At 73.6% G+C, this 25,125-nt stretch carries 22 protein-coding genes; 13 read left to right on the top strand and 9 right to left on the bottom strand.

Going from position 1 to position 25,125, the window contains the following annotated elements; all coding sequences use genetic code 11:
* Positions 1-45: 45 nt before the first annotated feature.
* Positions 46-1,035, top strand: coding sequence for an RNA-guided endonuclease InsQ/TnpB family protein (locus ABT299_RS27455; RefSeq protein ID WP_500252467.1), 990 nt, complete (start codon positions 46-48; stop codon positions 1,033-1,035).
* A gap of 30 nt (positions 1,036-1,065) precedes the next feature.
* Here ABT299_RS27455 and gcvPA read toward each other — a convergent pair whose 3' ends face one another.
* Positions 1,066-2,430, bottom strand: coding sequence for an aminomethyl-transferring glycine dehydrogenase subunit GcvPA (gcvPA, locus tag ABT299_RS27460; protein WP_500252468.1), 1,365 nt, complete (start codon positions 2,428-2,430; stop codon positions 1,066-1,068).
* A gap of 102 nt (positions 2,431-2,532) precedes the next feature.
* Between gcvPA and ABT299_RS27465 the strand changes: the two genes are divergently transcribed.
* The 7 genes from ABT299_RS27465 (at position 2,533) to ABT299_RS27495 (ending at position 11,646) form a co-directional block, all read left to right on the top strand.
* Positions 2,533-3,855, top strand: coding sequence for an ABC transporter substrate-binding protein (locus ABT299_RS27465; RefSeq protein WP_500252469.1), 1,323 nt, complete (start codon positions 2,533-2,535; stop codon positions 3,853-3,855).
* A gap of 1 nt (position 3,856) precedes the next feature.
* Entirely contained in the window at positions 3,857-4,792 is a 936-nt protein-coding gene (locus tag ABT299_RS27470; RefSeq protein ID WP_387027717.1) for a carbohydrate ABC transporter permease, read from the top strand.
* Complete coding sequence (locus ABT299_RS27475) at positions 4,789-5,700, top strand: carbohydrate ABC transporter permease (RefSeq protein WP_387027719.1); 912 nt, start codon at positions 4,789-4,791, stop codon at positions 5,698-5,700. Before ABT299_RS27470 ends, ABT299_RS27475 begins: the two co-directional genes overlap by 4 nt.
* Before the next feature lie 50 nt (positions 5,701-5,750).
* On the top strand, positions 5,751-7,763 hold the full coding sequence (locus tag ABT299_RS27480) for a beta-galactosidase (protein WP_500252470.1): 2,013 nt from the start codon (positions 5,751-5,753) through the stop codon (positions 7,761-7,763).
* A 26-nt stretch (positions 7,764-7,789) separates the two neighbouring features.
* The gene (locus ABT299_RS27485; RefSeq protein ID WP_500252471.1) at positions 7,790-9,940 is read left to right on the top strand and encodes an MGH1-like glycoside hydrolase domain-containing protein; all 2,151 of its coding nucleotides are present in this window, start codon (positions 7,790-7,792) and stop codon (positions 9,938-9,940) included.
* A 213-nt stretch (positions 9,941-10,153) separates the two neighbouring features.
* Complete coding sequence (locus ABT299_RS27490; protein ID WP_500252472.1) at positions 10,154-10,999, top strand: hypothetical protein; 846 nt, start codon at positions 10,154-10,156, stop codon at positions 10,997-10,999.
* Positions 10,996-11,646, top strand: coding sequence for a class F sortase (locus ABT299_RS27495; protein ID WP_500252473.1), 651 nt, complete (start codon positions 10,996-10,998; stop codon positions 11,644-11,646). Before ABT299_RS27490 ends, ABT299_RS27495 begins: the two co-directional genes overlap by 4 nt.
* A 105-nt stretch (positions 11,647-11,751) precedes the next feature.
* Here ABT299_RS27495 and ABT299_RS27500 read toward each other — a convergent pair whose 3' ends face one another.
* The gene (locus tag ABT299_RS27500; RefSeq protein ID WP_387027727.1) at positions 11,752-13,554 is read right to left on the bottom strand and encodes a thiamine pyrophosphate-requiring protein; all 1,803 of its coding nucleotides are present in this window, start codon (positions 13,552-13,554) and stop codon (positions 11,752-11,754) included.
* 154 nt (positions 13,555-13,708) lie between these two features.
* Between ABT299_RS27500 and ABT299_RS27505 the strand changes: the two genes are divergently transcribed.
* Positions 13,709-14,833, top strand: a complete 1,125-nt coding sequence (locus ABT299_RS27505) for an enolase C-terminal domain-like protein (RefSeq protein ID WP_500252474.1) — start codon at positions 13,709-13,711, stop codon at positions 14,831-14,833.
* A gap of 9 nt (positions 14,834-14,842) precedes the next feature.
* Here ABT299_RS27505 and ABT299_RS27510 read toward each other — a convergent pair whose 3' ends face one another.
* Positions 14,843-15,481: a response regulator gene (locus ABT299_RS27510; RefSeq protein WP_500252475.1), complete on the bottom strand. Its 639-nt coding sequence runs from the start codon at positions 15,479-15,481 to the stop codon at positions 14,843-14,845.
* Positions 15,478-16,731, bottom strand: a complete 1,254-nt coding sequence (locus tag ABT299_RS27515; RefSeq protein ID WP_500252476.1) for a sensor histidine kinase — start codon at positions 16,729-16,731, stop codon at positions 15,478-15,480. Before ABT299_RS27515 ends, ABT299_RS27510 begins: the two co-directional genes overlap by 4 nt.
* A gap of 166 nt (positions 16,732-16,897) precedes the next feature.
* Between ABT299_RS27515 and ABT299_RS27520 the strand changes: the two genes are divergently transcribed.
* A complete protein-coding gene (locus tag ABT299_RS27520) occupies positions 16,898-17,977 on the top strand; it encodes an FtsX-like permease family protein (protein ID WP_500252477.1) in 1,080 nt (359 codons plus the stop codon).
* A complete protein-coding gene (locus ABT299_RS27525) occupies positions 17,974-18,762 on the top strand; it encodes an ABC transporter ATP-binding protein (protein ID WP_500252478.1) in 789 nt (262 codons plus the stop codon). The genes ABT299_RS27520 and ABT299_RS27525 overlap by 4 nt, the downstream gene beginning before the upstream one ends.
* Before the next feature lie 234 nt (positions 18,763-18,996).
* Here the strand turns inward: ABT299_RS27525 and ABT299_RS27530 are convergent, their stop codons facing one another.
* Positions 18,997-20,286, bottom strand: a complete 1,290-nt coding sequence (locus ABT299_RS27530) for an HD-GYP domain-containing protein (protein WP_387027736.1) — start codon at positions 20,284-20,286, stop codon at positions 18,997-18,999.
* A gap of 284 nt (positions 20,287-20,570) precedes the next feature.
* Between ABT299_RS27530 and ABT299_RS27535 the strand changes: the two genes are divergently transcribed.
* Positions 20,571-21,944: a glycosyltransferase family 4 protein gene (locus ABT299_RS27535; RefSeq protein WP_387027738.1), complete on the top strand. Its 1,374-nt coding sequence runs from the start codon at positions 20,571-20,573 to the stop codon at positions 21,942-21,944.
* 48 nt (positions 21,945-21,992) lie between these two features.
* On the opposite strand, the gene ABT299_RS27540 is transcribed toward ABT299_RS27535, so the two are convergent.
* The 3 genes from ABT299_RS27540 to ABT299_RS27550 all read right to left on the bottom strand — a co-directional run bounded on the left by ABT299_RS27540 (position 21,993) and on the right by ABT299_RS27550 (position 23,467).
* Complete coding sequence (locus ABT299_RS27540) at positions 21,993-22,376, bottom strand: BlaI/MecI/CopY family transcriptional regulator (RefSeq protein ID WP_190854813.1); 384 nt, start codon at positions 22,374-22,376, stop codon at positions 21,993-21,995.
* 79 nt (positions 22,377-22,455) lie between these two features.
* The gene (locus tag ABT299_RS27545; RefSeq protein WP_500252479.1) at positions 22,456-23,244 is read right to left on the bottom strand and encodes an FAD:protein FMN transferase; all 789 of its coding nucleotides are present in this window, start codon (positions 23,242-23,244) and stop codon (positions 22,456-22,458) included.
* Positions 23,237-23,467, bottom strand: a complete 231-nt coding sequence (locus tag ABT299_RS27550; RefSeq protein ID WP_347256610.1) for an FMN-binding protein — start codon at positions 23,465-23,467, stop codon at positions 23,237-23,239. Before ABT299_RS27550 ends, ABT299_RS27545 begins: the two co-directional genes overlap by 8 nt.
* A gap of 19 nt (positions 23,468-23,486) precedes the next feature.
* Between ABT299_RS27550 and ABT299_RS27555 the strand changes: the two genes are divergently transcribed.
* Positions 23,487-23,663 carry a hypothetical protein gene (locus ABT299_RS27555; protein ID WP_500252480.1) on the top strand — a complete coding sequence of 59 codons (177 nt, stop codon included), beginning with the start codon at positions 23,487-23,489 and terminating at the stop codon, positions 23,661-23,663.
* 83 nt (positions 23,664-23,746) lie between these two features.
* Here ABT299_RS27555 and ABT299_RS27560 read toward each other — a convergent pair whose 3' ends face one another.
* Positions 23,747-25,108 carry a ferredoxin reductase family protein gene (locus ABT299_RS27560; RefSeq protein ID WP_387027745.1) on the bottom strand — a complete coding sequence of 454 codons (1,362 nt, stop codon included), beginning with the start codon at positions 25,106-25,108 and terminating at the stop codon, positions 23,747-23,749.
* Positions 25,109-25,125 lie beyond the last annotated feature (17 nt).

The following is a 25,125-nucleotide window of genomic DNA, read 5'->3' on the forward strand; positions in this document are numbered from 1 at the left end:
GCTTGGTCTTTCACAGAGGCCGCTGGTCTCGGTAACTTCGGTGCCATGCGGACGGCGTACAAATGTCGGGCCTACCCGAACCCCGAGCAGGCGGCCATCTTCGGCCGTACGTTCGGGTGTGTGCGCCTGGTGTGGAACAAGGCGCTCGCTGAGCGGCATCGCGCGTGGCATGCCGACGGCAGGCGCACTTCTTACAAGGAGGCCGACGCGGCGCTGACGGCTTGGAAGAAGACCGAGAATCCGGCCTTTCTGAACGAGGTGTCCTCGGTGCCGTTGCAACAGGCGCTGCGGCATCAGCATGCAGCGTTCGTCAACTTCTTTGCCGGACGGGCCCGCTTTCCGCGATTCAAGAACCGCAACGCCCGTCAGTCCGCCCATTTCACCCGTTCGGCATTCCGCATGCGCGACGGCGAGCTGCGCGTGGCCAAGACCAGCGCACCGCTGGTCTTCGTGTGGTCCTTCGACGAGGTGGACCTGGCGGCCCTGGACCCGACGATGGTGGTGATCTCCCGGGAGCCCGACGGCCGCTGGTATGTCACCTTCGTCGCCCGTGCGCACCGCAAGGTCCGCAACGCCCGCACCGACTTCCTGCACCGCACGAGCACCAACCTCGTCCGTCACGCCGACACCATCGTCATCGAAGATCTGAACGTCTCTGGCATGGTGCGTAACCGCAGGGTCGCCCGCGCCATCTCTGATTGCGGATGGGGCGAGTTCCGGCGGCAGTTGGAGTACAAGTGCCGGCGGGCCGGACGCACCCTGGTGGTGATCGACCGCTGGTACCCCTCGTCCAAGATCTGCTCGGCCTGCGGGCACCGGCTGGCGGAGTTGAGTCTTTCGACCCGGGCATGGACGTGTCCGGGCTGCCGCACCCGGCACGACCGGGACCACAACGCGGCCAAGAACATCCTTGCGGCTGGTCGAGCCGTAGCCGGGGACACCCCCGGCGATGTCTGTGGAGCCGATGTCAGACGGCAAGGATCCTCCCTTCCGCAGTCGGCCGTGAAGCAGAAACGCCCGCGGCGCGAGCCGTAGGACTCCCCTCTCCTCGGGGAGGGAAGGAAGTCAATTCACGATCTCCTGGAGGGTGTCGGCGAGGCGGTCGATCTCGTCCCTGGTGTGCACCTCGGTGACGCAGTAGAGGGCGTCGGTCCGCGACAGCACCGCGCCGCCGAAGATCCCGTGCTCCAGCAGGGCGTCGTTGACCTCGGCTGACGTGCGGGAGCCGGGGAAGCGGACGGTGAAGTCGGCGAAGTGCGGCGCGGCGGCGTACGGCGTCTCGACGCCGGGCACCGCGGCGAGCCGGTCCAGCGCGTACCGGGTGTTCGCCATGATCGTCTCGCCGATCTCGCGCATGCCCTGCGGGCCCATCAGCGCGAGGTAGACGCCGGCGGTGATGCCGTTGAGGGCGGCGGCGGTGCCGACCCACTCCTTGCCCTCCTCGCGCAGCGCGAACGAGGTGCGGTCGTAGGCGACGTCGCCGAACCCGTACTCGCCCTCGACGCGGGTCGGCGCGAGCCCGAACAGCCGCGACGGGAACTCCGCGACGAACCGCTCCTCGTCGCGGGTGGCGATGAACCCGCCGTTCAGCCCGCCGTAGGCCATGTGGATGCCGAGGGGCTGGATGTCGCCGCACACGATGTCGGCGCCGTAGGCGGCGGGCGGCGCGACGACGCCGAGCGAGATCGGGTTGCATCCGGCGATGAACAGGGCGCCCGCGCCGTGCGTGAGGTCCGCCAGCGACCTCAGCGCGGGGTCGATGATGCCGGACGCCGACGGCGCCTCCGCGTAGACCGCGGCGACGTCGCCCGCCGCCAGCTCCGCCCGCACGGCGGCGAGGTCGGCCAGCCCGGTGGACGCGTCGACCGGGACGGCGACCACGTCGTGCACCGGCCGTACGTAGTCCTCGATCTTGGAGAGCTTGTCCGCGGCGACGGCGGTGACCAGCAGCAGCCGCCGCGCGCCGGTGATCCGGCCGGCCATCCGCAGCGCCGTCGCGGACGCCTGGTACCCGTCGTAGACCGGGACGTTCACCACGTCCATCTCCAGCAGCTCGCCCATCAGCGACTGGTACTCCCACAGCGCCTGGAAGCGGCCGTGGTCCTCGTAGGGCTCGCCCGCGTAGGCGGTGAGGAACTCGCTGCGGTTGACCACCTCGTCGACGACCGCCGGGACGTGGTGCCGGTAGCAGCCCGCGCCGAGGAAGCTGAGGGCGTCGCCGGTGCCGGTGTTGCGGGCCAGCAGCCCGCCGACGTGCCGGACGAGCGCGGCCTCCGAGCGCAGCGGCGGGGGCATGTCGAGCGGGCGGCCGAGCCGGATGGACTCGGGCACGTCCGCGTAGAACTCCGCGACGTCGGCGGCGCCGACGGCGGCCAGCATCTCCGCCTTCACCGCGGGCACGGAGTTCGGGATGTACGGGTGAACGCCCACGCGCTCCCTCGCTTTCGTCGCTTTCTCGTCGGACCTCTTGACGAAAACACATGATGCAGTGTGCTGTATACAGCATTATCCCTGCATCCACTTGGAGGCAAGATGGCGACGGGCATCCAGCGGCGGACGGTGCTGACCGCCGGTGTCGTCTCGACGCTGTTCGCGGCCGCCGGCTGCGCGACCGGCGGCGTCCGCAAGGCCGGGCCCGCGCTGAGCTCGGCCGCGTCCGGCCAGATCAAGGGAACCGTCAGCGTCTGGTCGTGGGACGTGGCGGCGAAGGCGCTCAAGCGGCTGGCGCCCGCCTTCGAACAGCGGCACCCCGGAGTTCGGGTCGAGGTCGTCGACATCGGCTACGACAACGCCTACGACAAGATCACCGTCGGGCTGAAGTCGGGCAAGGGCCTGCCCGACGTCCTCACCGTCGAGGGCGGCCGGCTGCCCGGCTACATCGGCGTCTTCCCCGGCGGCCTCTACGACGTCACCGCGCTCGCCGCGCGGTACCGGACGAGCTTCGCGCAGGCCGCCTGGAAGTACGTCACCGACGAGAAGGGCAAGGTCTTCGCGCTGCCCTGGGACAGCGGCCCCTGCGCCCTCTTCTACCGCACCGACATGCTCAAGGACGCCGGCGTCGACCCCGCCTCCATCCGCACCTGGGACGACTACGTCGCCGCAGGCGAACGCATCAAGGCCAGGACGGGCAAGAAGCTCCTCGTCATGGACCCCGAAGAGGACAGCGTCTTCCCGATGCTGCTCCAGCAGCAGGGCCAGCACTACATGAAGAACGGCCTCATCGCCGTCAACGACCAGCAGGGCGTGCGCGCCGCGACGCTGCTGAAGACCCTCGCCGGCAAGGGCCTCATCCAGTTCGAGAAGGGCTGGGACGGCCTCGTCGCCGCCACCAAGGCCGGCAAGGTCGCGACCACCCCGTACGCGGTGTGGTGGTCGGGCACCCTCACCGACGAGATGAAGGAGCTCAAAGGCAAGTTCGGCGTCGTGCCGCTGCCCGCGTTCGACGCCGGCGGCGTGCGGACGTCCAACGACGGCGGGTCCGCCCTCGCCGTCAGCGGCCAGACGAAGAACGCGGCGGCGGCCTGGGCGTTCGTCGAGTTCATGCTCGCGGACACCGCGAACCAGGTGTCCATGCTCAGGACCGAGGGACTGTTCCCCGCCTACCTGCCCGCCCTCAAGGACCCGTACGTCACGGCCCCGCAGGAGTACTACGGCGGCCAGCCCGTCTTCAAGACGTTCGCCGACCTGGAGAGCAGCGTCCCGCCCGTCGAGGACACCAAGGACATGCCGAAGGCCCGCGACATCGTCAACGGCACGATCTCCGGCATCGTCCTGCACGGCGAGGATCCGAAGCGGGCGCTCGACTCGGCCGCCAAGCAGATCGCCGCCGCCACCGGCCGGCGGATCGCCGGCTGACATGGCGCAGCAGACGACGGCCCGGAAACCGGTCGCGGCCGCCCGGACGAAGGCGCCCTCCGCGCGCGGGCGGCGGCGGACCTCGCGGACGGCCCCGTGGATGTTCGCCGGCCCGGCGGCGGCGCTGTTCGGCGTGTTCTTCGCCTATCCGCTGCTCGCCGGGCTCTACCAGAGCTTCACCGCCGACCGCGACGGCGTCACCACCTGGGTCGGGCTCGCGCAGTACCGCCGGATGATGCACGACCCCGTCTTCTGGACGTCGATGCGGAACATCGCGCTCATCCTCGTCGTCCAGGTCCCGGTCATGATCGCGCTGGCGCTCGCGATGGCGTACGGGCTGAACCAGTCGTGGCTGCGGTTCCGCGCGACGTACCGGATCGCCTGCTTCCTGCCCGCCGTGACGATGCTGGTCGCCTACTCGGTGGTGTTCCGCGTCCTGCTGAAGACCGATGACGGCCTCGTCGACCAGGCGCTCACCGCCGTCGGGCTGCCGAGCGTCGACTGGCTGAACGGCCCCGGCTGGGCGCGGATCGCGCTGATCGGCTCGATCACCTGGCGGTGGACGGGCTACAACGCGGTGATCCTGCTCGCCGGGCTGCAGGGCATCGGCCGGGAGCAGTACGAGGCCGCCGCGATCGACGGCGCCGGGCCGGCGACCACGTTCGTCCGGGTGGTGCTGCCGCAGCTGCGGCCGGTCGTCCTGTTCTGCCTCGTCACCTCGACGATCGGCACGCTGCAGCTGTTCGACGAGAACTACGTGCTCACCAAGGGAGGGCCGGGCAACGCCACCATGTCGCCGGTCCTCTACCTGTACAAGGTCGGCTTCGAGCAGCTGGACTTCGGCTACGCGGCGGCCATCGCCTGGGTCGTCGTCCTGATCATCGGGCTGATCTCGTACGCGCAGTTCCGCTTCCTCGGGAAGGACGCGTCGCGATGACCTCCCTGCCCGCGCGGGCGTCCACACCCCCGCGCACGCCGCCCCGCACACCGCCGCGCACGCGGACCCGGCCGCCCGCGCCGCGCCGCGTCCGCCTGCTCGGCCGCGCCGCCGCGGTGCTCGCGCTCACCGCCGGCGCGCTGGTCAGCGCCCTCCCGTTCTACTGGATGGTGGTCGCCTCGACCCGCGACAACGCCGAGCTGTTCGCGTCGCCGCCGCCGTTCCTGCCGGGCGGGCGGCTGCTGCACAACCTGGTCGCGCTCCAGCACTCGATCGGCTTCGGCCGGGTGATGCTGAACAGCGTCGGCGTCTCCGTCGTGTACACGGTGCTCAGCTCACTGATCTCCGCGATGTGCGGGTACGGGCTGGCCAAGTACCGGTTCCGGGGCCGCGGGCTGCTGCTCGGCCTGGTGCTGGCGACGATGATGATCCCGTTCCAGGTGCTGCTCGTCCCGCTGTTCCAGATGATGGCGAGCCTCGGCTGGGTGGACACCTACCAGGCGGTGATCCTGCCGTTCCTCGCGAACTCGTTCGGCATCTTCCTGATGCGCCAGGCGTTCCTCGGCTTCCCGGACGAGCTGATCGAGTCGGCCCGCATGGACGGCGCCGGCGACCTGCGGATCTTCTACCGGATCGTGCTGCCGGTGGTGCGGCCGCAGCTCGGCGCGCTGGTCATCTTCTCGTTCATGACGCAGTGGAACGCGTTCCTGTGGCCGCTGCTGATGCTGAACACCGAGGACAAGTACACCGCCCCCGTCGCGCTGTACACGCTCATCGGGCAGAGCCACGTCGACTACGCGGGGCTGATCCTCGGCTCGTTCCTCGCGACGCTGCCCGTGATGCTGCTGTTCTTCCTGTTCCAGAAGCAGTTCGTGTCCGGGCTTCTTGGGGGTGCGGTCAAAGGATGAGCGAAGCGAACCGGGGGGTGCGGGGGGTCGTCCCCCCCCCGATGACAGGGATGAGTGAAGCGAACCGGGGGATCACGCGTGTGCCGGGGCTGCTGTACGGCGGCGACTACAACCCGGAGCAGTGGCCCGAGGAGGTGTGGGCGGAGGACGCCCGGCTGATGCGGGAGGCCGGGGTCACGCTGGTGACGGTCGGCGTGTTCTCCTGGGCGCGGCTGCAACCCGGACCGGACGAGTGGGACTTCGGCTGGTTCGATCGGGTCCTCGGCCTGCTCGCCGAGCACGGCGTCGCCGCCGACATCGCGACCGCGACGGCGTCCCCGCCGGCGTGGCTGGTGCGGGCGCGTCCGGAGATCCTGCCGGTCACGGCGGACGGGGTGCGGCTGGAGTTCGGGTCCCGGCAGCACTACTGCCCGTCGTCCCCGGTGTACCGGGACGCGGCGGCGCGGCTGGCGCGCACCATCGCCGCCCGGTACCGGGACCATCCGGCGCTGGCGATGTGGCACGTCCACAACGAGTACGGCGACCACGTCACCGAGTGCTTCTGCGAGGCGTCCGCGGCGGACTTCCGGCGCTGGCTGCGCGACCGGTACGGCGACGTCGCCGCGCTGAACGCCGCGTGGGCGACCGACTTCTGGTCGCAGCGCTACGGGACGTTCGAGGAGATCGAGCCGCCGCGCACCGCGCCCGGCCCGGTGAACCCGACCCAGGCGCTGGACTGGCGGCGGTTCTGCTCGGACGCGCTCCTCGGCTGCTACCTGCGGGAGAAGGCCGAGCTCGACGAGGTCGCGCCCGGCGTGCCGGTGACGACGAACTTCATGTCGATGTTCAAGCCGCTCGACTACTGGACGTGGGCCGCGCACGAGGACGTGGTGTCCGACGACGCGTATCCGGATCCGGCGGATCCGGAGGCGCACGTCGGTGCGGCGATGAACTACGACCTGATGCGGTCGCTGAAGGGCGGCCGGCCGTGGCTGCTGATGGAGCAGGCGCCGTCGGCGGTGAGCTGGCGTCCGGTGAACGTGCCGAAGCCGCCGGCGCTGGCGCGGCTGTGGTCGCTGCAGACGGTCGCGCACGGCGCGGACGGCGTCCTGCACTTCCAGTGGCGGGCGTCGCGGGCCGGGGCGGAGAAGTTCCACAGCGCGCTGCTGCCGCATCGCGGGACCGAGGGACGGCAGTGGGCCGCGACCGTGGCGCTCGGCCGCGACCTCGCCCGGCTCGCCGAGGTCGCGGGCACCCGGATCGCGTCGGACGTCGCGATCGTCCTGGACTGGAACTCGTGGTGGGCGCTGGAGCTGGACGACCGCCCGTCCGCCCGGCTCCGGCTCCGCGACCTCGTCCGGACGTGGTACGCCGCCCTGGCGGACCGCAACGTCGCCGTCGACTTCGTGCCGCCGGACGCCGACCTGGCGGGGTACCGGCTCGTCCTCGCGCCGAACCTGTACCTGACGGCGGAGGCCACGGCCGCGCGGCTCACCTCGTACGTCGCCGGCGGCGGGCGGCTCGTGTGCGGCTTCTTCAGCGGCATCGTCGACGAGCACGACCACGTCCACCTCGGCGGCTACCCGGCGCCGCTGCGCGACGTGCTCGGCGTCGTCGTCGACGAGTTCTGGCCCGTGCCCGACGACGCGTCCGTCCGGGTGGAGATCGGCGGGCGGCGGGCCGCCGCGACGCTGTGGAGCGAGTGGCTGGAGCCGCTGACCGCCGACGTCGCGGGCACCTACCTGTCCGGCGAGCTGGAGGGCCGCCCCGCGGTCACCCGCAATGCCTACGGCGAGGGTCGCGCCTGGTACGTCGGCTGCCACCTCGGCGACGCGATCGGGGCCGTGCTGGACGAGGCGCTCGCCGACGCCGGGGTGCTCCCCGTGCTCGACGCCGCACCGGGCGTCGAGGTCACCCGCCGCGACGGGTCCGGTCACTCCTACTACTTCCTGCTCAACCAGAGCGGTGAGGAGCGCGAGACGCCCGCGCCGGACGGAACCGACCTGCTGACCGGCGCCGGCGTCCGCCGGTCCCTGCGCCTTCCCCCCTACGGAGCGGCGGTCGTCAAGACCGCACGCGCCTGAACCCACCCCCTTCCGAAGAGGTCGTCATGCGTCGATCGCTGCATGTCCTGGCCGGGCTGACGCTCGGCTCCGCACTCGTCCTCCCCATAGGCGCCGCCGAGGCCGCCCCGCCTCCCCGGCCGCCGGGCCCCGCCGGCTACGCCGACGTGCTCGACCTGCACGGCGTCCCGGCGAAGGCCCTGCCGCCCGAGGTCAGCGACGTCAACGTGTTCGCCGACCAGGGCGCCTGGCACGCCTACGCCCTGCCGAAGCCCGGCGACACGTCCACCTACGGCGGCTTCACCGGGCCGCTGTACATCGCGCAGGAGTATCCGTGGTGGCTGAGCAAGGCGTTCAGCCGCATCACGCTCAGCGAGAACGGCAAGGAGATCGACCTCGCGTCCGCGGCGAGCCCGCGCTTCACCTCGCTGCCCGGCGCGCTCCGCCAGACCTACGACCTGCCGGGGCTGCGGCTCACGCTGGAGCTGCGGTTCGCGTCCGACCGCACCGCGCTCGTCCGGGCGTCGGTGGCGAACACCGGCCGCGCCCCGCGGACCCTGCACGTCGGCTGGACGGGCGAGCTGCTGCGCCCCGACGCCGAGCCGATGCGGGGCGCGCCGTCCCTGCACGCCACCGCGGACGGCGTCGCGGTCGCGTTCGCCAAGGTCAGGAAGACGTGGGACTACCTCACCGGCGGCACCGAGCGGTTCGAGGTCCGGCACGACGGGCCCGTCCGCACGACCGTCACCGGGGACGCCTACCGCACCGACCTGGCCCGCCCGCTGACCGTCGCGCCGCACCGGTCGTCCGCGCTGGCCTGGACCGAGAGCTACACCTTCACCGCCGCCGAGCGGAGCCGGGAGGACACCGCCGCGCCGCTGCGCGATCCCGATCGGGTGATCGCGGCGACGGACGAGCGCTGGCGAGGCTACGTCGCCGCCGTGACCCGCGGCGTCCCGGCGGACCGCCGCCGCCTCGCCGTGAAGTCGCTGGAGACGCTGGTCACGAACTGGCGCGGTCCCGCCGGGATGCTCAAGCACGGCGGGATGACCCCGTCCATCACCTACAAGTGGTTCACCGGCGGGTTCTGGGCCTGGGACACCTGGAAGCAGGCCGTCGGCACCGCCCGCTTCTCGCCCGCGCTCGCGGAGTCGCAGATCAGGTCGATGTTCGACTACCAGGTCCGCGCGGACTCCAAGGACCGCCCGCAGGACGCCGGCATGATCCCCGACTGCGTGTTCTACAACGACCCCGCGCAGGGCGGCGGCAACTGGAACGAGCGCAACAGCAAGCCGCCGCTCGCCGCCTGGGCCGTCTGGGAGGTCTACCAGCGCAACGGTGATGCGGCGTTCCTGCGCGAGATGTACCCGAAGCTCGTCGCCTACCACGACTGGTGGTACCGCGACCGGGACCACGACCACGACGGCCTCGCCGAGTACGGCGCCACCGTCGACCCCGCGAACGCGACGCCGGAGGACGCCCGGCAGGCCGCCGCCTGGGAGAGCGGCATGGACAACGCGCCGCGCTTCGACGCCGCGCTCGGCACCGGCGTGGTCGAGAACCGCGACGCGGGCGGGAGCCTCGTCGGCTACTCGCTGAACCAGGAGTCGGTCGACCTCAACTCCTACCTCGCCGCCGAGGACGGCTACCTCGCCGCGATCGCCCGGCGGCTCGGCCGCGGCGCCGACGCCGACCGCTGGACGGCCCGGCAGCGCGCCGTCACCGCCGCCGTCCGCAAGGCGATGTACGACCCGGCGACCGGTTACTTCTACGACACCGACCTCGCGTCGGGCCGGCGCCTCACCGAGCGGGGCCGGGGCATCGAGGGCGCGATCCCGCTGTGGGCGGGCGTCGCGGGCGGCGCCGAGGCCGCCGCCGTCCGGGGGAAGCTCACCGACCCGGGGGAGTTCGCGACGAAGGTGCCGTTCGCGACGGTGGCGAAGAGCTCGCCGTACTTCGCGCCCGAGGAGTACTGGCGCGGGCCCGTCTGGCTCGACCAGGCGTACTTCGCGCTGGCCGGGCTCCAGCGGTACGGCTACCGGCGGGACGCGGCGTCCCTCGCTGACCGGCTGCGCGGCTCGGCGGCGGGCCTGCTCGGCGACGCCCCCATCGCGGAGAACTACGACCCGCTGACCGGCGCGGCGCTGAACTCCACCAATTTCAGCTGGTCGGCGGCGCTGCTCCTGGAACTCGGCTGACCGGTGGCCGCCCGGCCGCCCGCACCGGTGGCCGCCCGGCCGCCCGCACCGGTGGTCGCTCGGCCGCCCGCACGGGCGGCCGGGCGGCGGTGCCCGCTCCGGTCCGCCGGATTTTGCCGTTCCTGTGAGCCCGATGCGCATTAGCGGGCTTTGTGCCGGGGCAATTCCCCTGCGATCACCAAGCGATGGGCGGCGCCGGGGGGAAGGGCAGGAATGCGGATAAAAGGAGCAATTCGGTCGCGGGGCGGGCGGGCGGCGCTGGCGCTCGGCGGTGCGGCCGGCCTGGCGCTGACGGCGACGGCCCCAGCAGCGTCGGCGTCGGCGGCCGGAGGGGGCCCGGCCGGAGGAGGGCCGACCGGCGCGGGCACCGTCACGTACCAGGCCCGGCTGCGGCCCCTGAACCACCAGACCGGCTCCGGACGGCTGACGCTGCGGCTGCGCGGGAGCACCGCGACGATCACCGAGCGGTACTCCGGGCTCGCGGCGACGCTCGACGGCAGGCCGTACCCGCACCTGCAGCACATCCACGGCGGCGCCCGCGGCATGTGCCCGCCCGCGTCCGCCGACCGGAACGGCGACGGCGTCATCAGCACCGCGGAGGGCAGGCCGTACTACGGCCCGATCCAGGCGACCCTCTCGGTGAAGGGGGACATCACCCCGCAGGGGGGCACGAACCTGAACAACGCGCCGAAGGGGCCGAGCGTGCGCTACGAGCGGACGATCACGCTGAGCCCGGCGGCCGTCGCCTCCCTGCACAAGGGCATCGCGGTCGTCGTCGTCCACGGCGACGACCCGAGGGCCCTCGGCCGGAAGGCGCGGAACGAGAAGAGCGAACTGGTGCCGTCGCTGCCGCTCGCCGTGACGTCGCCCGCGCTCTGCGGCGTGCTGAAAGCGATCCCGGCGGGCGGCGCCGGGACGGGTACCGGTTCCACCACCGTCGCCAGGGATGCCACGGGCGCGTGGCTGTTCGGCGCGGGCGCGGTGCTGTTCGGCGCCGGGGCGCTCGCGCGCGTCCTGTTCGTCCGGCGGCGGGACCGCGCGACGTTCCGGCCCGCATGAGGACCGCCTTCTTCCGCGGCGACCGCCGCGCCCTCGGGCTGAGCCTCGCGGCGGTCGCGTGCGGGGCCGCCGCCGTCGCCGTCGCGGCCTCGGTCGCCGGGCAGCGGGACCGGGCACCGCAGGCACCGCCCGCGGCGCCCACCTGGGCGCCGCCACGGGAACCGGAGGCGGCGGACGCCCTCGCGCTGCCCGCCGCGGCGCCGACCCGGCTCACGATCCCCGCGCTCGGCGTCCGCGCCCGCGTCGGGCGGGCCGGGCTCCGGTCCGACGGCACGCTGCGACCGCCCCGCCCCCCGCACGAGGACGAGCCCGCCTGGTACACCGGCTCCGTCACGCCGGGGGAGGCGGGCACCGCCGTCATCGAGGGGCATCTCGACTCGGCGGCGGGGCCTTCGGTGTTCTTCCGGCTGGGACGGCTGCGCCCCGGCCAGACCGTCCGGGTGCGGCGCGCGGACCGGACGACGGCGGTGTTCACCGTCGACGCCGTCCGCCGGTTCCCGAAGGACGCCTTCCCGACGCGGGCGGTGTACGCCGACACGGCGGGGCCGTCCCTCCGGCTCATCACCTGCGGCGGCCGGTTCGACCCCGCCGCCCGCCACTACAGGGACAACACCGTCGCGTTCGCGCACCTCACCGCCGCGCACTGATCCACCGCACACTGATCCACCGCCGCACGATGAGGTGCGGCGAGCCGTCGTCTTGGCACCGCGCATGACGACGGCTCGCCGCAGGCCGGCGAAGCGCGGCGGCCGTCAGTGCTTGCGGCCGGGGAGGCTCTCGTAGAGGTCCGTGAGCTTCTGCCGGAAGCCGCGCTCGGCGATGCCGAACTTCTGCGGGTCCTTGAAGCCGGCCTTCACCGTCTTCTTGGCCTGGTCGCTCATGATGTGCGGCGGGATCGGCGGGATCTCGTTGTCCACGACGAACTCCAGCACCACCGGCCGGTCGCTGGACAGCGCCTGCTTCCAGGCGTCGGTGACCTTCTTCGGCTCGTCGCAGTAGATGCCCTTCAGCCCCGCCAGCTCGGCGAACTTGGCGTACGGGAAGTCCGGGATCGTCTGCGAGCCCGGGTACTTCGGGTCGCCGCCCATCGCGCGCTGCTCCCAGGTGACCTGGTTGAGGTCCTGGTTGTTGAACACGCAGAACACCAGCGGCGGGGAACCGGCCAGCCGGTCCGCGTACCGCTTGACGGTCAGCATCTCGTTCATGCCGTTCATCTGGAACGCGCCGTCCCCGACGAAGCAGATCACCGGACGGTCCGGGTACGCGAACCGCGCCGCGATCGCGTACGGCACGCCGGGCCCCATCGTCGCGAGCGTCCCGGACAGCGAGGCCTTCATGCCGTCGCGGAGCTTGATGTGCCGGGCCCACCAGTTGGTGGCCGAGCCGGAGTCGGCGGTGAGGATCGCGCCGTCCGGCAGCAGCGGCGACAGCTCGTGCGCGACCGCCTGCGGGTTGATCTTGCCGCCGAAGGACTGCGCGGCGCGCTTGTCCATCACCGTGTTCCAGGCGCGGACGTTCTCCTCGATCTTCTCCCGCCAGGACCGGTCCTTCTTGCGCTTCAGGAGCGGGATCAGCTCCGTGAGCGTCTCCTTCGCGTCGCCGACGACGTGCGCGTCCATCGGGTAGCGGATGCCGATCATCCGGCCGTCGATGTCGATCTCGACGCCCTTGCAGCTGCCCTCGTCCGGCAGCCACTCGGCGTACGGGAAGCTGGACCCGATCATGAACAGCACGTCGCAGTTCATGATCATCTCATCGCTGGCCTTGGAGCCGAGCAGCCCGATCGGGCCGGTGACGAACGGCAGGTCGTCCGGGACGACCTCGCGGCCGAGCAGCGCCTTGGCGATCCCGGCGCCGAGCAGCTCGGCGACCTCGATGACCTCCGCCTCCGCGTCCGCCGCGCCCTGCCCGATCAGCATCGCGACCTTCTTGCCCTCGTTGAGGATGTCCGCGGCCTTCCGCAGCTCCTCCGGGTCCGGCAGCATGCGCGGCCGGCTCCACCCCACGCTGGAGTACACCGCGCCGTGCTCCTTCGGCGGCGACGGGACGGCGTCGCTCTCCTGGACGTCCTCCGGGATGATGATCGTCGCCACGCCGCGGGTGGTGAGCGCGGTCTTGAACGCGCGGTCGATGATGTGCCGCATCTGCCCCGGGTCCATGCAGATCTGCACGAACTCCGACACGTCCGCGAACAGGTTCTCCAGCGCCACTTCCTGCTGGTAGTGGCTGCCCTGCGACAGCCGCTTCTGCTGCCCGATGATCGCGACGACCGGCTGGTGGTCCAGCTTGGCGTCGTAGAGGCCGTTCAGCAGGTGGATCGCGCCGGGCCCGGACGTGGCGGTGCACACCCCGACCTCGCCGGTGAACTTGGCGTGCGCGCAGGCCATGAACGCGGCCATCTCCTCGTGCCGGGTCTGGATGAACTCCGGCCGGCCCTTCGCCCGGTCGAACGCGCCGAGCATGCCGTTGATGCCGTCGCCCGGGTATCCGTAGACCCGCTCGATGCCCCATTCACGCAGCCGCTCGAGCACGTAGTCGGCTACCTGCTGCCCCATGATCTCTCCAGACGTCGGTCGGTGCGCGTGTGCCGTCCTTCGCCACGTCCCCGAGGAAGGGCAAGGCAAACAGGGAGCGGTGCCGCGGCGGCCCGGACCGTTTCGCCGCCGTTCCCGGCGGTACCTAGAGGCGGAACCGAGAGGGGAGCGGCCGATGGGCACGGGCAGCGGCATACCCGTCGACGGCGTCACGGTCCACGCGTTCACGGTGCCGACGGACGGCCCGGACGGCGCGGAGGAGGACGGCACCCTGCGCTGGGAGTCGACGACGATGGTCCTCGTCGAGGCGCGGGCGGGCGGCCGGACCGGGATCGGCTACACCTACGGCGCCACCGCCGTCGCGACGCTCATCGAGTCGACGTTCGCCCCGCTCGTGCGGGGCGCCGACGCGCTCGCGCCCGCCGCGACCTGGCACCGGATGTTCGCCGCGATCCGCAACGCCGGCCGGCCGGGGGCGGGCGCGATGGCGGTGTCGGCCGTCGACATCGCCCTGTGGGACCTCAAGGCCCGGCTGCTCGACCGCCCCCTGTTCCAGGTGCTGCCGAGCTTCCACGACCGCGTCCCCGTCTACGGCAGCGGCGGCTTCACCAACTACCCGCTCGACCGGCTCGCCGGGCAGCTCGCCGGCTGGGTCGAGCAGGGCGTCCCCCGCGTCAAGCTGAAGATCTCCCGGTCGCCGGACGACGACCCGCGCCGGCTGACCGCCGTCCGCGAGGCGATCGGCCCCGAACCCGACCTGTTCGTCGACTCCAACGGCGCGCTGACCCGCAAGGCGGCGCTGTACTGGGCGCGCCGCCTCGCCGACGAGTGGGACGTGCGCTGGTTCGAGGAGCCGGTCAGCTCAGACGACACCGAGGGGTTGCGGCTCGTCCGCGAGCACGGGCCAGGGCGGCTCGAGGTGGCCGCCGGCGAGTACGGGTTCGTGCTGAAGGACTTCGCGGACCTGCTGGACGGCCCGTCCGTGGACTGCCTGCAGGCCGACGTGACCCGCTGCGGCGGCGTCACCGGGCTGCTCCAGGTCGCGGGCCTGTCGGCGGCCCGGCAGGTCGGGCTGTCCGCGCACTGCGCACCGGCCGTGTCGGCGCACGCGTTCTGCGCCGTCGAGCGGCTGCGGCACCTGGAGTACTTCCACGACCATGTCCGCTTCGAGGACCTGGTCTTCGACGGGACGCTCAGCCCGGAGGGCGGCGCGCTGCGGCCCGACCCGGACCGCCCCGGCCTCGGACTGGACGTCAAGTGGGCGGACGCCGCCAAGTACCGCGTCCACGGCCCCACCTGAGCCGGGCGGTCAGCGGGGGCGGATCAGGCCGCTGCGGGTGGCGGCCGCCACGGCGGCGGTGCGGGAGTCGACCTCCAGCTTCGCGTAGATGTGCACCAGGTGCGTCTTCACGGTCGTCTCGCTGAGGAAGAGCCGCTTGCTGATCTGCCGGTTCGACAGGCCCTCGGCGACCAGGCCGAGCACCTCCAGCTCCCGCCCGGTCAGCGTCGCCGACGGCGCCCGCATCCGGCCCAGCAGCCGGGACGCGACCGACGGCGCGAGCGTGCTGTCCCCGGCGGCGGCCGACCGGATGGCGGCGTGCAGCTTCTCCGGCGGCGCGTCCTTGAGCAGGTAGCCGGTCGCGCCCGCCTCGATCGCCGCGAGGATGTCGGAGTCGGAGTCGAACGTCGTCAGCACCAGCACGTGCGGCGGGCGCGGCCCCGCCGAGGTGATCCGCCGGGTCGCCTCGGCGCCGTGCAGCCCGGCGCCGAGCTGCAGGTCCATGAGGACGACATCGGGGCGCAGCCGGGCGGCCTCCGCGACCCCCTCCTCACCGGTCGCGGCCTCGCCGACCAGCGCGAAGTCGGGCTGGTCGAGCAGCATGGCGCGGATGCCGGAGCGGACCACGGGATGGTCGTCGACCAGCAGGATCCGGATCGGGTCGCTCATCGGTCCTCCGGCCCGGCGGGCAGCGGCAGGCTCGCCACCACCGCCGTCCCCTCGCCCGGCGCCGACTCGACGGTCAGCGTCCCGCCGAGCGCGCGCGCCCGGTCCCGCATGGCGCGCAGCCCGTAGCCGGTGCCCTCGCCCGGCACGTCCGGCTCGGCGGGCACGTCCGGCTCGCCCTGCACGTCCGGCACGTCCGGCTCGGCGGGGGCGGCGGCGGACGGGTCGAAGCCGCGGCCGTCGTCGAACACGTCCAGCACCACCATGTCGTCAAGGTAGGTCAGCGTCACGCCGACGTTCCGGGCGGCCGCGTGGCGGCCGGCGTTGCCGAGCGCGCCCTGCGCGATGCGCAGCAGCGCCACCTCGTACTCGGTCGGGAGCCCGGCGGGCGTCCCGGACACCTCGAACCGCATCCGGGCGGCGGACCGCGCGCCCGCCGACTCGGTGACGCGGCGCAGCGCGTCCGTCAGCGACGACCGCTGCAGGACGGGCGGCGCGAGCCCCCGCACGAAGGTGCGGGCCTCCTCCAGGTTCTCGGCGGCGGCCTTCTCCGCCTCGTCCAGCCGTCCGCGCGCCGCGCCCGGGGCGTGGTCGAGGTCGCGGCGCGCGGCCCTCAGCAGCAGGATGATGCTCGACATGCCCTGCGCGAGCGTGTCGTGGATCTCCCGGGCGAGCCGCTCGCGCTCGGCGAGCCGGGCGGCGCCCGCCTCCGCGCGGACGAGCCGCTCCCGGGTGCGCACCAACTCCTCGATCAGCAGCCGGCGCCGCTCGCTCTCCCGGTAGAGCGCCCCGTACGCCAGCGCCATCATCGTCGCCACGGCCGCGCCGATGCAGGGGCCGAGCACCTCGGCGAGCGTCGGCCCGCCGCCGTGCCACGCGGACGCGGCGATCGCCGCGCCCGTCAGCACGGCCACCCCGGGCAGCGCCGCCGGCGGCGGCAGCAGGTGCAGGTAGGCGAAGAACAGCGGGAACGCCAGCCACACGAAGTCCGGGGACGCCAGCGCCAGCGCGACCCACCCCGCGCTGATCAGCCCCAGCCACGCGCGCGCGAGCGCCGGACGGGTGCGGTGCTCGCGCAGTCGCGGGACGACCGCGGCCGCGTACGCGATGCCGAGCAGCACGCCGCCCGCGGTGGCCCAGGCCAGGCCGGCGTGCGCCACGCGGACCAGGGCGATCGCGAGCAGCACCAGGAAGGTGCCGTGCACGGCCCAGCCGAGCAGCCGCACCGCCGGCGAGAACGGATCGTCCCTCATTTCTCACCCAGCGTAGGCGACCGGCCGGTCCCCGGAATCGATCGAAAGGTGGATCCGGGGCCGTCCGGAGTAAGGCGGTCCGGCGGTGCGCGCGGACGATGCGCCCGGGGGCGCGCGCGGCGGAGGCTGGAAGCGTCCAGATCACCGAAGAACGGGGGGACGCACGGTGTTCGTCGCGCTCAGGGACCTGCGCTTCGCCAAGGGGCGGTTCGCGCTCATGGGCGCGGTGGTGCTGCTCATCACGCTGCTGGTGACGATGCTGTCCGGGCTCACCGCGGGGCTCGCCAGGGACAGCGGCTCCGCCGTCGAGGGCCTGCCCGCCGACCGCGTCGCGTTCGGCACCGCCGCGTCGGCGGACGGGAAGCCGTCGTTCTCCGACAGCCGGATCGACCAGCGGACGCTCGACGGCTGGCGGGACGTCCCCGGCGTGACGGCCGAGCCGCTCGGCATCGCCATGGGCCGCCTGTCCTACGGCTCGGGCGGGGAACGCGGCGTGCCCGCCGCCTTCTTCGGCGTGGCTCCCGGCGGGAAGGCCGGCGGCGGCGCCCCGGCCGCCGGGCAGGTCGCCCTGTCGAAAGAACTGGCGGACCGGACCGGCCTCGCGGCGGGCGCGCGGATCAAGGTCGCCGGGCGTTCCCTCGCGGTGGCGGGGGTCCGCGGCGACGCGTCGTACAGCCACACCCCGGTCGCCTGGCTGGCGCTCGCCGACTGGCGGGCCTTGGACCCGCAGGGCGGCGACCAGGCCGCGACGGTCCTGCTGCTGCGCACGCACGGGAGCCCGGACCTGCGGGCCGCCGACGCGCGGCTCGGCACCACCGCCGTCGCGCTGCGCGACGCGAGGTCGGCGATCCCGTCGTTCAGCGCCGAGAACGGCTCGCTGCAACTGATGCGCGGGTTCCTGCTCGCCATCTCGGCGCTGGTCATCGGCGCGTTCTTCACCGTCTGGACGATCCAGCGCCGCGGCGACGTCGCCGTGCTGAAGGCGCTCGGCGCGAGCACCGGCTACCTGCTGCGCGACGCGCTCGCGCAGGCCGTCCTGGTGCTGCTGGCCGGGGCCGGGGCCGGCGGCCTGGCCGGCGGGCTGGCCGGGGCCGCGGTCGCGGGCCGCGTCCCGTTCGTCGTGTCGGCCGGCACCACCGTCCTGCCGGTCGCCGCCATGATCGTGCTCGGCGCCGCCGGGGCCGCCCTCGCCGTCCGGAAGATCACCTCCGTCGATCCGCTGACCGCCCTAGGAGCCGCCCGATGAACACCCCGCCGAATCGCCCGGCGAGCACCGCGCCGGCCGGACTCGCCCTCACCGGCGTCGTGCTGACCTACCCCGACGGGGACCGCACGCTGACCGCCCTCGACCACGTGACGATGGACGTCGCGGCGGGCGAGTTCGCGGCCGTCGCCGGCCCGTCCGGGTCCGGCAAGTCGAGCCTGCTCGCGGTCGCCGCGCTGCTGATCGCCCCGGCGTCCGGCACGGTCGCCGTCGCGGGGCGGGACGCCGCCGGGCTGAGCCCCGCCGAGCGCACCCGGCTGCGCCGCGACCACATCGGCGTCGTGTTCCAGCAGCCCAACCTGCTGCCCGCGCTGACCGCGCTCGACCAGCTGACCGTGATGGCGCACATGGCGGGCCGCTCGGCCCGCGCCGCCGCCGACCGCGCCCGCGAGCTGCTCGCGGCGGTGGGGCTGGCCGGGCTGGAGCACAAGCGGCCGCACCAGCTCTCAGGCGGTGAGCGGCAGCGCGTCAACATCGCCCGCGCGCTGATGAACGACCCGCGCGTGCTGCTGGTAGACGAGCCCACCAGCGCGCTCGATCACGAGCGGGGCGCCTCGGTCGTCGGCCTGCTCGCCCGGCTCACCCGCGAGCGCGGCGTGGCCACCGTCATGGTCACCCACGACCTCGCCCAGCTGGACGCGGTGGACCGGGTCTGGTCGATGCGGGACGGCCGGCTGTCGGAGACCTCCGGCGCGGCGGACGGCCAGGTCACCGGGGAGGCCACGGCGGGCCGCCCTGCGTCGCCGCCCACACCCATAGGTAGATGAGGAACCCGGTCGCGATCAGTCCCAGCAGCAGCGGCCAGTTCGGGCCCGCCGCCCTGTGTCCACGCCTGGCGCGCACGTTCACCACCCGTTCCGTCCGACGATGCGTCAAGGGCGATGTCTCCGGACGAGCGCGCCCTATGCCCCAGGACGGGCAAACTCGGCGAGCGGACTCGGTACGGAAACCCCAGGTCAGGCGGCATCGCGGCGAGAGCCCGGCCGCCACGCGCGCGGGCGTCAGCGGCCGGCGGGCTCCTCGTGGCCGGTGTCGACGCGCTGCTCCCGCTGCGGCTCCCAGCCGTGCGTCTCCAGGGCGCGCAGGAACGCCTCCACCATCACCGGGTCGAAGTGCTTGCCCGCGCAGCGCCGCAGCTCGCGCTGGGCGTCGCCGACCGGCATCGGGTCCTTGTAGGGGCGGGCGGAGGTCATCACGTCGAAGGCGTCCGCCACGCCGATCACCCGGGCGAACTCGGGGATCTCGTCGCCGACCAGGCCCATCGGGTAGCCGCCGCCGTCCATCTTCTCGTGGTGGTGCATGATCCCGGCGAGCGCCTCGTCCAGGAACCCGATCTCGCGGACGATCTCCAGCCCGCGCATCGGGTGCAGCTGGATCGCGGCGAACTCCTCCTCGGTGAGGCCGCCGCCCTTGCGCAGGATCTTCGTCGGGACGCCGATCTTCCCGATGTCGTGCAGCATGCCCGCGTACCGGATCGCCTCGACCCGCTCCGGGCGCATCCCGATCTGCCGCGCGATCATCACGGCGCCGCGCGACACCCGCTCGGAGTGCCCGCGGGTCGCCGGGTCCTTGGTCTCGACGGCCTGGCACAGCGCGGCGAGCGTCGCGTCGTAGGCGCGGCGCTGCCCGAACGTCTGCTCCAGCGCCCACCGGGTGACGAACAGCGGCAGCAGCACCAGCACCGCGACCAGCGGCCCGAGCGCCGGCCACAGGCCCGCGATCAGCAGCCCGTACATCCCGTACCCGACGCACACCCCCGCGAGCTGGCCGCTGTCGCGCACCATCTCGCCGGGTTCGGACTCGCCGCTGAGCAGCAGCGCTCCCGAGGTCAGGACGAGGTTGACCAGCACGAACGTCAGCAGCGCGCCGACGAACGGGCCGAGCGCGTCCCACACCCAGCCGGCCTGCCCCGGCTCGAACCGGGCGCCGCCGAGCGCGCGGAACACCACTCCGGCCGCGTAGCCGCCGACCGCGAACTGCGCGCCGTTGAACAGCCGCTTGACGAGGGCGACCCCGCGCTGCCCGGTCGCCACCGCGCTCAGCCCGACGAGCGCGGCGCCCGCCGGGCCGAGGAGCACCACGGACGCCAGGCTCACCGCGAAGCCGAGCGACATCCGGGCCCGCTCGACGGTCAGCCGGGCCGGCAGGGAGTCGCAGAGGACGAACAGCGCGACCAGCGCGACCAGCACGCGCGGGTCGACGTCCCCGGGGGACGACGCGCCGATCAGGACCGCCGCCAGGGCGATGACCACGCAGACGTAGAGCCAGGCGGCGCGGGGCAGTCCAGGCATGCCGTCCCCCGGGGAGTCGACTGTGATCACTCTGTGTGGTCGAGCGATCACCAAAAGCATACGCCACCTTGAGTTCGCCATGGGGCGATGCGCCGAATGCGGAACGCACCCGTCCGGCACCGGACGGCCGCGCTCCGACCCTCGATCGTTTACGGCACGTTCGGGAGCAATCGGGGTAATGCCTGGATGCGGTCCCGGTCGCCGGGGCATGTAGTACTACGTAACCGGTAGTAGGTCGAGCGGGGTGAAGCCTGGGCGCTTCGCTCCGTAGGGGGGCGGATGTCGTGATCGGGGCGGGTGGCCGCGAGCGCGGGACGGTGCTGCGGCGCGCGGTGCGGTGGGGCGGCAGGACGGCCGTGCGGGCGCTGTCCGCGATGCTGGAGCCGCTCGCGCTGCTGCTGCTGCGCCCGGCGAACCGGCGGCGGGCGCGGCGCGCGCCCGCCGCGACGGCCCGGAAGGTGGTCTTCCTGGTCCAGCACGCCTACGGGGCGGGCGGCACGGTCCGGACCGTGCTGAACTGCGCGGGGCAGCTCGCGCGGCAGCGCGAGGTCGAGGTCGTCGGGCTGATCCGGGAGCTGCGCCGGCCGAGCTTCCCGATCCCGGACGGCGTCCGCGTGTCCAGCCTCGACGACCGGGTGGCGCCGCCCGGCGGGGCGCGCGGCCTCGCCCGCCGGGTGCTGTCGCGGCTGCCGAGCCTGCTCGTCCCGGTCGGCGAGCCGTCCTACCGGCGCTGCTCGCTCTGGACGGACCTGCTGCTCATCCGGTTCCTGCGGTCGCTGCGCACCGGCCTGCTGATCACCACCCGGCCGAGCCTGAACCTCGCGGCGGCGGTGTTCGCGCCGCCGGAGGTGCGCACGGTCGGGCAGGAGCACATGAACCTCGGCTGCCACCGGCCCGCCGTCCGCGAGCGGGTGCTGCGCCGGTACGGGCGGCTCGACGCGGTCGTCACGCTGACCGCGACCGACCTGGCCGGGTACCGCCGCGAGCTGCCGGACGCGCGGCGGCTGGTGTGCATCCCGAACGCGCTGCCCGAGCTGGACGGCGGGCCCGCCGACCCCGCCGCGCGGACGGTGCTCGCGGCCGGCCGGCTCGTCCGGCAGAAGGGCTTCGACCTGCTGCTGGACGCCTGGGAGCGGGTCGCGGCGGACCATCCGGGCTGGACGCTGCGGATCTACGGCGGCGGCCCGTGGCGGCAGCGGCTGCAGCGCCGGATCGACCGCCGGGGGCTGTCGTCCAGCGCGTTCCTGATGGGCCGGACGGGCGACATCGGCACGGCGATGGCGAAGGCGTCGATCTTCGTGCTCAGCTCGCGGTACGAGGGGCTGCCGCTGGTGCTGCTGGAGGCGATGAGCAAGGGCCTCGCGGTGGTGTCGTTCGACTGCCCGACCGGTCCCCGGGAGCTGCTCACCGACGGCGTCGACGGCCTGCTCGTGAAGGACGGCGACGTGCCGGCGCTCGCGTCGGCGATCGGCCGGATGATGGACGACCAAGGGCTGCGCGCCAGGCTCGGAGAGCAGGCCGTCGGCGCGACGGCCCGCTACACGCCGGAGGCGGTCGGCGCCGAATGGGACGCGCTGCTCGACGACCTGGTCAGGCCCGTCCCGGCGCGGCGTCCCGCAAGGCCGCGCGTTCCGGAGAAGGAGGCCGGGCTGCTCTAACGCGACGCCCCCGCCGTCCCACCGCCCTGCCGCCTGGCTGCCGTGCCGTCAGGACGGCTGCTCGCGGGGGTCGCCGCCGAGCAGCCGGAGCAGGACGTCCTCGTCCTCGGGGGACAGCTCGCCGACGAAGTGCGCGAGGACGTCGGCGTGCTGGTCCTCGCCGCCGAGGAGCCGCTTCATCTGCGCGGCCCTGCGGCCCGCCTCGTCGCGCCGGTACGTGTACGCGTAGCCGCGTCCCGCGCGCTCCCGTCCGGCCTGGCCCTTCTCGTGCAGCCGTGCCAGGACGGTCATCACCGTCGTGTAGGCGAGCGGGCGGGCCAGCCGCTCCCCGACCTGACGGGGGGTGAGCGGTTCGCCGGACCCCTTCAGGACCGCCAGGACCTCGGCCTCGAGGCCGCCCTTCGCACGCCGGTCGCCTGCGGGGCTGGGCATGGGCTGTCCCTCTCATGCGGTTCGCGGCGGTACGGTACGGCGCTCCCAACCTACCCGGTCCGCGCCCTAAGGCTGCGGATCAGCGCGTTCCCGGCGCACCGGGCACTGCGGGCAGCAGCGCCAGGCGCTCGAAACCGGGCGTCCACCAGCGGGTCCGGTCGGGCGCGACGGCGAACGCCTCGACGCCGGGACGCGCGGACGCCCACTCGCGGGCCGCGCCGCCCATGACGAACGCGGCGGTGGCGAGCGCGTCGACCTCGGTGAGGTGCCGTCCGACGAGGGTGAGGGAGGCCAGCTCGGCGGCGGGCCGCCCGGTGCGCGGGTCGACGATGTGGTGGCCGCGTTCGGCGGTGCCGGAGGTCGCGATGGCGAGGTCGGTGCCGGACACCACGGCGGCCAGGGCCGCGGGGTCCGCGGGATCGGCGAGGCCGATCCGCCAGGGCTCGCCGGGGGCGGCCTCGCCGCGCAGCTGGATGTCGCCGCCGCCGTTCACGCAGTGATCGCGGGCTCCGGCGTCGTGGAGGATCGCGGACGCCCGCTCGATCGCCCAGCCCTTCACCAGGCCGCTCGGGTCGAGCCGCCCGTCCGCCCTCGCGCTGAACGCCCCGCCGGTCTCGCGCTCCAGCTCGTCGCATCGCCGCAGCACGCCGGCCACGTCGGGGTCGCAGCCGGCCAGGTCGATCTCGCCGCGCGCCAGCCGGGAGACGTCGCTGTCCTCGCGGTAGGTGGAGAACACGCGGTCGACGTGGTGGAGCCACGCGACGGCCCCCGCGAGCGCCACGGTGATCTCCGGGGTGCGGGGGGAGCGGATGTCGAACGAGAACACCGTCCCCATGACGTGCTCGACGTGCCGGATCGACTCAGACATGGGCGGCGTCCAATGCGCTCTGCAGCGACTGGATGTAGCCCTCGCTGGTGTAGGTGGCGCCGGACACCGCGTCGATGTGCGCGTTGCCCGCCTTGAGCGCCTCCTGGGTGAGCTGCGGTACCGCGAAGCCGGCGATCTCCCGGTCGCGCCCGTTCTCCGAGGGCACCTGCAGGACGCGGACGGCCTTCAGCTTCCCCCCGGACGTGGTGATCTCGACCTGCACGGGGCCGTACCGGGTGTCGATGACGTCGCCCTTGAACGTGCCGCCGGTCTTCGCGGACGTCCCGCCCGACGACCCGGACGATCCCGAGGACCCGGATGACCCGGACGACCCCGAGGACCCCGACGAGGAGCCGCCGGCGGTGCCGGGCGCGCTGCTCTGCGGCGCGGACGAGGACACCCCCGTCACCTCGCTGTGATGCGGCTTGAGGCCGAGGAGAAGGGCGACACCGGCGACGGTCGACCCCGTGGCGATCAATGCTCTGCGCATGGGACGGCCCTCTCAGAACTCGAACGACTCGTTGCGGATGTGGCGGCGGCGCACGCCCGCCTGCTTCAGCGCCCGGAACGCGGCGTCGGTCATGCCGGGCGGTCCGCACAGGTACACGTCCCGGTGCCGGATGTCCGGGACCAGGCCGCGCAGCGCCCGCCCGTGCAGCGGCAGCGAATAGCCGGCCGGCTCGTCCACGAAGTACAGGACGCGGGAGCCGCGCGCGGCGGCGATCGCGTCGAGCTCGCCGCGCAGCGCCAGGTCCTCGGGCCTGCGGGCCAGGTAGATGAGGACGACGTCGCCGGGGAGCGTCTCGAACAGCGTCCGCAGCGGCGTGATGCCGACACCGCCGGCCAGCAGCAGCGCCCGCTCGTGGTGCGGGCGCGCCCCGGTGAACCCGCCGTACGGGCCCTCCGCCCACACCCGCGTGCCGGGACGCAGCCGTGCGAGTGCCCGGCTGTGGTCGCCGGCCTCCTTCACGGTGATCCGGAGCCGGCCTCCGCGGGCCGTCTCCGACAGCGAGTACGGGTTGGCCGCCCACCACAGGCCCCGGGTGAGGAACCGCCACCGGAAGAACTGGCCGGGCTGGACCCGCAGCTCCTCCAGATGCCGTCCCGTCATGTAGACGGAGACGACGCCCGGCGCCTCGGGCCGGACGGCGGCGACCCGCAGGTCGTGCCGGAGGCCCCGCACGAGCGGCATCAGGAACCGGAACCACGCCAGCACCACGGCGACGCCGATGTACAGCGTGTACCAGGCGGCCCTGGCCAGCGGGCTGGAGACGAACTGGGCGCCGTTGGCGAGCTGGTGCCCGAACGCCAGGAAGATCGCCAGGTAGGTGGCGAAGTGCAGGTAGTGCCAGGTCTCGTAGCGCATCCGGCGGCGCGCGGCCCGCGCCGAGGTGATGCCGACGCCGATGAACAGCAGGAACCCGAGCGTGCCCTTGAGCATCTCGGGGTAGTCGAAGACGATCGAGGTGGTCTGGTGGACGACGTCGGTGTGCGACGTCACCGCGTATCCCCAGATGATGAACAGGACGTGCGCGCAGATCAGGGAGACCGTGTACCGGCCCCCCATCGCGTGCCAGCGGGCCAGCCGGTCGGTGCCGACGCCCCGTTCCAGTGCCGGGATCCGCGCCATCAGCGCGAGCAGCACGGCGCAGCCGTAGCCCGCCAGCAGCCCGGTGACGCGGCCCGCCTCGGTCAGCCAGCCGTCCAGGCCGGTGACCGACCGGGTCCCGTGCCACCACAGCAGCAGCACGGCCGCCGCGCCGGCGTAGATCAGCACCTGCGGCCACGAGGACGGGACGCGCCACGCCGCGGCGCGGGGCGCCGGCGGCGCTGGGCGCCTGATGTCATGCCTGGTCGTGGTCATGCGGGCCACCCTGCCAA

Origin of the sequence: Spirillospora sp. NPDC000708 (genome assembly GCF_040299565.1) — a bacterium.
GTDB lineage: Bacteria > Actinomycetota > Actinomycetes > Streptosporangiales > Streptosporangiaceae > Spirillospora.

Coding starts and splice junctions, on each gene's coding strand:
- ABT299_RS27455 (WP_500252467.1), top strand. CDS start 46: ATGCGGACGGCGTACAAATGTCGGGCCTACCCGAACCCCGAGCAGGCG.
- ABT299_RS27465 (WP_500252469.1), top strand. CDS start 2,533: ATGGCGACGGGCATCCAGCGGCGGACGGTGCTGACCGCCGGTGTCGTC.
- ABT299_RS27470 (WP_387027717.1), top strand. CDS start 3,857: ATGGCGCAGCAGACGACGGCCCGGAAACCGGTCGCGGCCGCCCGGACG.
- ABT299_RS27475 (WP_387027719.1), top strand. CDS start 4,789: ATGACCTCCCTGCCCGCGCGGGCGTCCACACCCCCGCGCACGCCGCCC.
- ABT299_RS27480 (WP_500252470.1), top strand. CDS start 5,751: ATGAGTGAAGCGAACCGGGGGATCACGCGTGTGCCGGGGCTGCTGTAC.
- ABT299_RS27485 (WP_500252471.1), top strand. CDS start 7,790: ATGCGTCGATCGCTGCATGTCCTGGCCGGGCTGACGCTCGGCTCCGCA.
- ABT299_RS27490 (WP_500252472.1), top strand. CDS start 10,154: ATGCGGATAAAAGGAGCAATTCGGTCGCGGGGCGGGCGGGCGGCGCTG.
- ABT299_RS27495 (WP_500252473.1), top strand. CDS start 10,996: ATGAGGACCGCCTTCTTCCGCGGCGACCGCCGCGCCCTCGGGCTGAGC.
- ABT299_RS27500 (WP_387027727.1), bottom strand. CDS start 13,554: ATGGGGCAGCAGGTAGCCGACTACGTGCTCGAGCGGCTGCGTGAATGG.
- ABT299_RS27505 (WP_500252474.1), top strand. CDS start 13,709: ATGGGCACGGGCAGCGGCATACCCGTCGACGGCGTCACGGTCCACGCG.
- ABT299_RS27510 (WP_500252475.1), bottom strand. CDS start 15,481: ATGAGCGACCCGATCCGGATCCTGCTGGTCGACGACCATCCCGTGGTC.
- ABT299_RS27515 (WP_500252476.1), bottom strand. CDS start 16,731: ATGAGGGACGATCCGTTCTCGCCGGCGGTGCGGCTGCTCGGCTGGGCC.
- ABT299_RS27525 (WP_500252478.1), top strand. CDS start 17,974: ATGAACACCCCGCCGAATCGCCCGGCGAGCACCGCGCCGGCCGGACTC.
- ABT299_RS27530 (WP_387027736.1), bottom strand. CDS start 20,286: ATGCCTGGACTGCCCCGCGCCGCCTGGCTCTACGTCTGCGTGGTCATC.
- ABT299_RS27540 (WP_190854813.1), bottom strand. CDS start 22,376: ATGCCCAGCCCCGCAGGCGACCGGCGTGCGAAGGGCGGCCTCGAGGCC.
- ABT299_RS27545 (WP_500252479.1), bottom strand. CDS start 23,244: ATGTCTGAGTCGATCCGGCACGTCGAGCACGTCATGGGGACGGTGTTC.
- ABT299_RS27555 (WP_500252480.1), top strand. CDS start 23,487: ATGACGTCGCCCTTGAACGTGCCGCCGGTCTTCGCGGACGTCCCGCCC.
- ABT299_RS27560 (WP_387027745.1), bottom strand. CDS start 25,108: ATGACCACGACCAGGCATGACATCAGGCGCCCAGCGCCGCCGGCGCCC.